This window comes from Streptomyces sp. NPDC006259 (genome assembly GCF_042870975.1).
Lineage (GTDB): Bacteria > Actinomycetota > Actinomycetes > Streptomycetales > Streptomycetaceae > Streptomyces.
Genome location: NZ_JBIAHY010000004.1, coordinates 54,004 through 60,007, shown reverse-complemented (window position 1 = coordinate 60,007; position 6,004 = coordinate 54,004). Strand labels below are relative to the sequence as shown.

Sequence of the window (6,004 nt, the reverse complement as noted above, 5' to 3'; positions counted from 1 at the left end):
GTGCAGTCCCCGTGCTTGCCGGCAGGGGCCCCATCCGGGGAGGGGTGACGTCGGGTGCGGGCCGGTGGGGGCTGGGCGCGCAGTTCCCCGCGCCCCTTGGGTGGGAGCAGTCCCCGTGCTTGCCGGCAGGGCCCCCGGCCCCTTAGGTGGGAGCAGGTGCCCGTGCTTGCCGGCTGGGCCCCCACCCGGGGAGGTGTGGGTCGGTTTCCGGGCGGTGGGTGGGTCAGAGGCGCATGGGCTGGGGGGAGTCGCGGCGGGTGGGGTCCGGGGCGTCGTACTCGCGGATGATCTCGTAGCGGGTGTTGCGCTCCACCGGGCGGAAGCCCGCGTCCCGGATGAGGTCGAGGAGGTCCTCACGGGTCAGCTTGTTCGGGGTGCCGTAGTTGTCGGCATCGTGGGTGATCTTGTACTCGACGACCGAGCCGTCCATGTCGTCCGCGCCGTGCTGGAGGGCCAGTTGGGCGGTCTGGACGCCGTGCATGACCCAGAAGACCTTGACGTGCGGGACGTTGTCGAAGAGGAGGCGGGAGACCGCGAAGGTCTTGAGGGCCTCCGCGCCGGTCGCCATCTGGGTGCGGGCCTGGAGGCGGTTGCGGACCTTGCCGTCCTTCATGTCCACGAAGTCGTGCTGGTAGCGGAGCGGGATGAAGACCTGGAAGCCGCCGGTCTCGTCCTGGAGTTCACGCAGCCGCAGCACGTGGTCCACGCGGTGGCGGGGCTCCTCGATGTGGCCGTACAGCATGGTGCTCGGGGTCTTCAGCCCCTTCTCGTGGGCCAGGCGGTGGATCCGGGACCAGTCCTCCCAGTGGGTCCGGTGGTCCACGATGTGCTGGCGGACCTCCCAGTCGAAGATCTCCGCGCCGCCGCCGGTCAGCGACTCCAGGCCCGCGTCGATCAGCTCGTCCAGGATCTCCGACGCCGACAGACCCGAGATCGTCTCGAAGTGGTGGATCTCCGTCGCCGTGAAGGCCTTCAGGGAGACGTTCGGCAGGGCGGCCTTCAGCTCGCGCAGGGAGCGCGGGTAGTAGCGCCACGGCAGGTTCGGGTGCAGGCCGTTGACGATGTGCAGCTCGGTGAGGTTCTCGCCCTCCATCGCCTTGGCGAGCTTCACGGCCTCCTCGATGCGCATCGTGTACGCGTCCTTCTCCCCCGGCTTGCGCTGGAAGGAGCAGTACGCGCAGGAGGCGGTGCACACGTTGGTCATGTTGAGGTGGCGGTTGACGTTGAAGTGGACGACGTCGCCGTTCTTCCGCGTCCGCACCTCGTGGGCGAGTCCGCCCAGCCAGGCCAGGTCGTCCGACTCGTACAGCGCGATGCCGTCCTCACGGGTCAGCCGCTCACCGGCCCCGACCTTCTGCTCCAGCTCGCGCTTGAGCCCGACGTCCATTCCCCTACCTCTTCCCGTTCGCCCTGAGACAGACTTCGCCAACCGTACGCCCCCGCCCTTCGGACGGGAGACGCCCCCGAACGGCGCTGACCGCGCCTCCCCCGTCAGACCTCCTCCGGAAGCTCCCCGACCCGGTTCTCCCACTTCGTGGAGAGCACGATGGTCGTACGGGTGCGGGACACGCCCTTCGTCCCGGACAGCCGCCGGATGATCCTCTCCAGGCCGTCGACGTCGTTCGCCCGGACCTTGAGCATGAACGAGTCGTCGCCGGCGATGAACCAGCAGTCCTCGATCTCGCTGAGGTCCTTCATCCGCGCGGCCACGTCCTCGTGGTCGGCGGCGTCGGAGAGGGAGATGCCGATGAGGGCGGTGACCCCCAGGCCGAGCGAGGCGGCGTTCACCGTGGCCCGGTAGCCCGTGATGACGCCGGCCGCCTCCAGCCGGTTGATGCGGTCGGTGACGCTGGGTCCCGACAGGCCGACGAGACGCCCGAGCTCCGCGTACGAGGCCCGGCCGTTCTCCCTCAGGGCCTGGATGAGCTGCCTGTCCACCGCGTCCATGCGATCGAGCCTTCCGATGAAGAGGTCTGAGAGTGTGAGGGGTCCGAGAGTGACTGAGATCCTGAAGGTGATGCCGGTGCCGCCGTCCGGCGCCGCTCAGGCGGGACGGGCGCCGCCCCCCAGTTCGCCCTTCCACCGCCGGTACAGGCCGTGCGTCACACCCGCCGCGTCGAGGACGCGGCCGGCGACGAAGTCGACCAGGTCCTGGATGTGGGTGGCACCCGCGTAGAAGGCCGGTGAGGCGGGTACGACGCTCGCGCCCGCGTCGTCCAGGGCGACGAGGTGCCGCAGGGTCTGCCCGTTCAGCGGGGTCTCCCGGACGGCGACGACGAGCGTGCGGCGTTCCTTGAGCGTCACGCTCGCCGCCCGCTGGAGGAGATCCTTGGACAGCCCGAGCGCGACGCCCGCGACACAGGCCGTCGAAGCGGGCACGATCAGCATCCCCTTCGCCGGATACGACCCCGACGACGGCCCCGCCGCCAGGTCACCGGCGGGCCAGTACCGCACGGCGTCCGTGTCCACGTCGACGTCGAAGGTGTCCGGCTTTCCGTCGGCGCCCCGCGCGAGCCAGTCCCGCAGGTCGTCCCGCCAGTGGGCGTCCCGGAAGGAGATGCCCGTCTCGTCGAGCAGCGTGAGCCGCGAGGCCCGGCTGACGACCAGGTCCACGCTCTCGCCCCCGGCGAGCAGCGCGCGCAGCACGGCGGCGGCATAGGGCGTACCGGACGCCCCGGACACCCCCACGATCCAAGGCACGCGCTGCGTTTCTCCTGCGTTCACACCTTGAGCGTACCGGCGAACGGGAAGGTGCTTCGGACCGGACTACACCGTGAGGCCGCGCAGCAGCAGGTCGACGAGCGCGCACCCGAAGAGACTGATGCCGATGAAGCCGTTCGTGGAGAAGAACGCCCTGTTCAGGCGGGACAGGTCGTGCGGCCGGACGATGGTGTGCTCGTAGCCGAACGCGGCCGCGACGATCAGCAGACCCAGCCAGAAGAAGGCACCCGCGTCGGTGGCGAGGGCGTACCAGACGAACAGGGCCGTGGTGACGGCGTGGCAGGCGCGGGCGGCCCGGATCGCGGCCGGGACGCCGAAGCGGGCCGGGACCGACATGACGCCGGTCTCGCGGTCGGCGTCGACGTCCTGGCAGGCGTAGATCAGGTCGAAGCCGCCGATCCAGATGCCGACGGCCAGGCCCAGGATCACCGCGTCCCAGGACCACTCGCCGGTGATGGCGAGCCAGCCGCCGATCGGGCCCATGGCCTGGGCGAGTCCGAGGATGGCCTGCGGGAAGTTGGTGAAGCGTTTCCCGTAGGGGTAGACCACCATCGGGACCACGGCGACCGGGGCCAGGGCGAGGCAGAGCGGGTTGAGCAGGGCCGCCGCGCCGAGGAAGACCGCCAGGGCGATCAGCGCGCCGGTCCAGGCGTGCTTCACCGACATCGCGCCGGTGACGAGTTCGCGGTGGGCGGTGCGCGGGTTGCGCGCGTCGATCTCCCGGTCGATGATCCGGTTGACCGCCATGGCGAAGGTGCGCAGACCCACCATGCAGACGGTGACCAGCAGCAGCCGGCCCCAGTGGATGTTCCCGTCCAGCTCGAACATCGCGGTCAGTGCGGCGATGTAGGCGAACGGCAGGGCGAAGACCGAGTGCTCGATCATCACCAGCCGGAGGAAGGCCTTCGTGCGTCCCGGCTGCTGCGGGAGCGCTGCGGATGCCGAACTCACAGTCCGTACTCCTTCCACCGGCGGTCGACCGTCGCCGCCGTCTCCGGGTCCGGGAGGACCATCTCCGGCCACCCGCCGTCGCGCGTGTAACCCTCCTCGGGCCACTTCCTCGTCGCGTCGATGCCCGCCTTGCCGCCCCAGAACTGCTGGTAGGAGGCGTGGTCGAGGTGGTCGACGGGCCCCTCGACGATCGACAGGTCACGGGCGTAGTCGGTGTTGCCGAGCGCCCGCCAGGCGACCTCGTGCAGGTCGTGTACGTCGCAGTCGGAGTCGACGACCACGATCAGCTTGGTCAGGGACATCATGTGGGCGCCCCAGACCGCGTGCATGACCTTCTGCGCGTGCTTGGGGTACTTCTTGTCGATCGAGACGATCGCGCAGTTGTGGAACCCCCCGGCCTCGGGAAGGTGGTAGTCCACGATGTCCGGGACGATGATCTTGAGGAGCGGGAGGAAGAACCGCTCCGTCGCACGGCCCAGCGGTCCGTCCTCGGTCGGCGGTCGGCCCACCACGATCGACTGGAGCAGCGGACGCTTCCGCATCGTCACGCAGTCGATGGTCAGCGCCGGGAACGGCTCCTGCGGCGTGTAGAAACCGGTGTGGTCGCCGAACGGGCCCTCCGGGAGCATCTCGCCCGGCTCCAGCCAGCCCTCCAGGACGACCTCGGCCTGCGCCGGGACCTGGAGCGGGACCGACTTGCAGTCGACCATCTCGATCCGCTTGCCCGCGAGGAACCCGGCGAACAGGTACTCGTCGATGTCGCCGGGCAGCGGCGCGGTGGAGGCGTACGTGACGGCCGGCGGGCAGCCGAAGGCGATCGCGACCGGCAGCCTCTCGCCCCGGCGCGCCGCGACCTGGTAGTGGTTGCGGCTGTCCTTGTGGATCTGCCAGTGCATGCCGATGGTGCGCCTGTCGTGACGCTGGAGGCGGTAGAGACCGAGGTTGCGGACCCCGTTCTCCGGGTCCCTGGTGTGGGTCAGACCCAGGTTGAAGAACGACCCGCCGTCCTGCGGCCAGGTGAACAGCGCCGGCAGCCGGTCCAGGTCCACGTCGTCACAGTGCAGGACGACCTCCTGCACGGGACCGTCCTTCACCTTCTTCGGCGGGACGTGCGCCATCGCGCCCAGCTTGCCGAACGCCTCGCGGACCCCCACGAAACCGTGCGGCAGCTCCGGCTTCAGCAGCCCGCCGATCCGCTCGGAGATCTCCGCGTACGACTTGAGTCCGAGCGCCTTCAGCAGGCGGCGGTCGGTGCCGAACACGTTCATCGCGAGGGGCATCGCCGAGCCCTTCACGTTCTCGAAGAGGAGCGCGGGGCCGCCGGACTTCTGGACCCGGTCGACGATCTCCCCGACCTCCAGGTACGGGTCGACCTCGGCCTTGATGCGCTTGAGGTCGCCCTCACGCTCCAGGGCCCTGAGCAGGGAGCGAAGATCGTCGTAAGCCATGCGGTCAAGTATCCCCGAGGGGCTACCCTGGCCCCGTACCTGGGGCCGTACTCGTGGCCCCGCCGCCCTCTGCGCTGGAGAGACCCCATGCTGCGGGTACTGATGTTCCTGGTGCCGCTGGCGCTCAGCGTCTACGCGTTCATCGACTGCATCAGCACGAAGGACGACGAGATCCGCCACATGCCCAAGCCGCTGTGGGCGATCCTCGTCCTGCTGTTCCCGCTCGTCGGTTCGATCTCCTGGCTCGTCGCCGGCAAGAAGCGCAGCCCCGCCGCCGAAGGCTGGGCGGGCGTCCGCGAGAACCGCGCGCAGCAGCGGCGGTGGATCGCCCCGGACGACAACCCCGAGTTCCTGAAGTCGCTCGACGAGGACGAGAAGAACGACGAGCAGGGCAAGGGCGACGAGAGGTAGGAGCACCGGCCCGGGAAGCGGGGCGCCGGCCCGGCAAGCGAGGTGCTCGCCCGGGAAGCGGGGCGCCGGCCCGGGAAGCGAGGTGCTCGCCCGGGAAGCGGGGCGCCGGTCCTCTCCGCCGCCGTCCTCCCGGTCCGGGCCCCGCGACGTGCCCGACCCGCCGCCCGTTTCCCGCCCGGCTCCGGCCGGACCGGGACCGTCCCCTCCCCGACCCACCCGACCGGTTCCCGGCGACCGGTCGGAGCCCCGCGCCCCGCGCCCGATGCCGACGGCCCGGCCCCTCGCGCCGTCGATCCGCAGATCCGCGACCACCGGGAAACGGGACACCGGGACACCGGGAGAGCGAACGGGGCCTGCGGTCCCCGGCCGGGCGCACCGGCTCCGGCTGCCGCGCCCTTAGGGGCGTATGCCGGCGGGCCCCGCCGACGCACCGGGCGCGCTCGCCCTCGTGTCCGCCCTCGCGCCCGCCCTCG

General features: G+C 70.7%; 6 protein-coding genes. 1 reads left to right on the top strand and 5 read right to left on the bottom strand.

Annotated elements, in window-relative coordinates; all coding sequences use genetic code 11:
- Window positions 1–223: 223 nt before the first annotated feature.
- The 5 genes from mqnE to ACFYO5_RS16850 all read right to left on the bottom strand — a co-directional run bounded on the left by mqnE (window position 224) and on the right by ACFYO5_RS16850 (window position 5,120).
- Entirely contained in the window at window positions 224–1,387 is a 1,164-nt protein-coding gene (mqnE, locus tag ACFYO5_RS16870) for an aminofutalosine synthase MqnE (protein ID WP_356560440.1), read from the bottom strand.
- A gap of 104 nt (window positions 1,388–1,491) precedes the next feature.
- Window positions 1,492–1,947, bottom strand: a complete 456-nt coding sequence (locus ACFYO5_RS16865; RefSeq protein WP_356560441.1) for an Lrp/AsnC family transcriptional regulator — start codon at window positions 1,945–1,947, stop codon at window positions 1,492–1,494.
- A gap of 96 nt (window positions 1,948–2,043) precedes the next feature.
- Window positions 2,044–2,700 (bottom strand): UbiX family flavin prenyltransferase, encoded by a 657-nt coding sequence (locus ACFYO5_RS16860; RefSeq protein WP_356560486.1) that lies wholly within the window; start codon window positions 2,698–2,700, stop codon window positions 2,044–2,046.
- A gap of 66 nt (window positions 2,701–2,766) precedes the next feature.
- The gene (mqnP, locus tag ACFYO5_RS16855; protein ID WP_388709357.1) at window positions 2,767–3,672 is read right to left on the bottom strand and encodes a menaquinone biosynthesis prenyltransferase MqnP; all 906 of its coding nucleotides are present in this window, start codon (window positions 3,670–3,672) and stop codon (window positions 2,767–2,769) included.
- Complete coding sequence (locus tag ACFYO5_RS16850; RefSeq protein WP_388709355.1) at window positions 3,669–5,120, bottom strand: menaquinone biosynthesis decarboxylase; 1,452 nt, start codon at window positions 5,118–5,120, stop codon at window positions 3,669–3,671. Before ACFYO5_RS16850 ends, mqnP begins: the two co-directional genes overlap by 4 nt.
- Before the next feature lie 87 nt (window positions 5,121–5,207).
- Here ACFYO5_RS16850 and ACFYO5_RS16845 point away from each other — a divergent pair, with 87 nt between their 5' ends.
- A complete protein-coding gene (locus tag ACFYO5_RS16845; RefSeq protein ID WP_356560444.1) occupies window positions 5,208–5,531 on the top strand; it encodes a PLD nuclease N-terminal domain-containing protein in 324 nt (107 codons plus the stop codon).
- Window positions 5,532–6,004 lie beyond the last annotated feature (473 nt).

Excerpts from the sequence above, each read along its gene's own strand:
- ACFYO5_RS16850 (WP_388709355.1), bottom strand. The coding sequence starts at position 5,120 with ATGGCTTACGACGATCTTCGCTCCCTGCTCAGGGCCCTGGAGCGTGAG.
- ACFYO5_RS16845 (WP_356560444.1), top strand. The coding sequence starts at position 5,208 with ATGCTGCGGGTACTGATGTTCCTGGTGCCGCTGGCGCTCAGCGTCTAC.
- ACFYO5_RS16865 (WP_356560441.1), bottom strand. The coding sequence starts at position 1,947 with ATGGACGCGGTGGACAGGCAGCTCATCCAGGCCCTGAGGGAGAACGGC.
- mqnE (WP_356560440.1), bottom strand. The coding sequence starts at position 1,387 with ATGGACGTCGGGCTCAAGCGCGAGCTGGAGCAGAAGGTCGGGGCCGGT.